General features: G+C 65.2%; 2 protein-coding genes. Both read left to right on the forward strand.

Going from position 1 to position 1,549, the window contains the following annotated elements:
- Positions 1 to 1,157, forward strand: a 1,157-nt coding sequence (locus HX846_RS37115) for an aminotransferase class I/II-fold pyridoxal phosphate-dependent enzyme (protein ID WP_178967451.1), incomplete at its 5' end; no start/stop codon positions are given.
- Positions 1,154 to 1,549: ABC transporter permease subunit (locus HX846_RS37120; protein ID WP_178967452.1), on the forward strand; the 396-nt coding region annotated here is incomplete at its 3' end. The genes HX846_RS37115 and HX846_RS37120, both read left to right, overlap by 4 nt.

The raw sequence follows: 1,549 nt of genomic DNA on the forward strand, positions 1-1,549 counted from the left end.
CGGCCAAATCCCGCGCCACGGAACTGCGTGACGCCGGGCGCGACATCCTGGACCTGACCACCGGCGAGCCGGATTTCGATACCCCGGAGCACATCAAGCAAGCCGCCTGCGCAGCCATTGCTGCGGGCGCCACCAAGTACACGCCGACACCCGGGGTAAAAGCCTTGCGCGTGGCCGTGCAGCGAAAACTGGCCGAAGAAAACCATCTGGACTATTCGCTGCCGAATATCGTGATCGCCAACGGCGCGAAACAAATCATCTTCAACGCCTTCGCCGCAACCCTCGACGAAGGCGATCAAGTGCTGGTGCCGACGCCTTACTGGCCGTCGTTCCCCGACAGCGTGCGCTTCAACGGTGGCGAGCCGGTTTTTATCGAGTGCGGGCTGGAGCAGGGTTGCAAACTGCTGCCCGCCCAGCTGGAGCAACACATCAATCAACGCACGCGCTGGCTGATCCTTAACGGCCCGGGCAACCCGAGCGGTGCGGTGTATAGCGAGGCTGAACTGCATGCGCTGGCCGAGGTACTGCGTCGCCATCCCCAGGTGCTGGTGCTGCTGGATGAACTCTACGAACACATCCGCTTCGACGGGCGCCCGGCCCAGAGCCTGCTGAACGTTGCGCCGGATTTGCAGGACCGTTGCCTGCTGGTGGGCGGCGTGTCCAAGACCTACGCCATGACGGGCTGGCGCATCGGTTTCGGCGCCGGGCCGCAGGCCTTGACCCATGCAATGGCGGTTGTTCAGTCGCAATCCACCTCCGGTGCTTCCTCCGTGGGCCAGGCCGCTGCATTGGCTGCATTCATCGGCGGGCTGGGCTTTTTGGCCGAGCAGGTAGCGGCCTATCAACTGCGCCGGGACCTGTTGATGATGGCCCTCGGCACCGTCGAGGGCCTGGAAGTACTCGAACCCCAGGGCGGCTTTTTCGTGTTCGTGCGTTGCGCCGGGTTGCTTGGCCGCTATCGCCCGGACGGTCAGCGCCTGGACGATGATGGCGATGTCGTCGCGTACTTGCTGGAGGAGGGCGTCGCCGGAGTAGCGGGCAGTGCCTACGGCCTGTCGCCGTGGTTTCGCCTGTCCATCGCCACCGCGACCGACAGCGTGGCCGAGGCCGGCCGCCGTATCGCTGTCGCCTGCGGCAAGCTGCGGGGCGTCGAATGAGTCATTGGCTGGAGCTTTTTGTGCACTGGGCCGCCGGTATCGGCCTCAACTACAGCTTCCTGCTGGATGCCTATCAGCGCGGCACCCTGGAGCAGGGCGCGCTGACCACGGTGCTGTTGTGCCTGTTCACCATCGTCGGCAGCCTGCTGGCCGGGATCAGCCTGGCAGCGCTGCTGACTTCCGGCAACCCGTGGCTGGCCAAACCGGCGCGGGTGTTTATCGAAGTCACCCGCAACACGCCGACCCTGGTGCAGCTGTACTGCGCATTCCTGGTGTTGAACATGCTGCTGACCCAGGCCGTCGGCGCGGCCAACCCGCTGACGCCGTTTGCCTGGGTGGTGATCGTGATTTCGCTGCACAAGGGCGCGTTCCACGCCGAAGCCCTGCGCGCC

This window comes from Pseudomonas sp. K5002 (assembly GCF_013386655.1).
Classification (GTDB): Bacteria; Pseudomonadota; Gammaproteobacteria; order Pseudomonadales; family Pseudomonadaceae; genus Aquipseudomonas.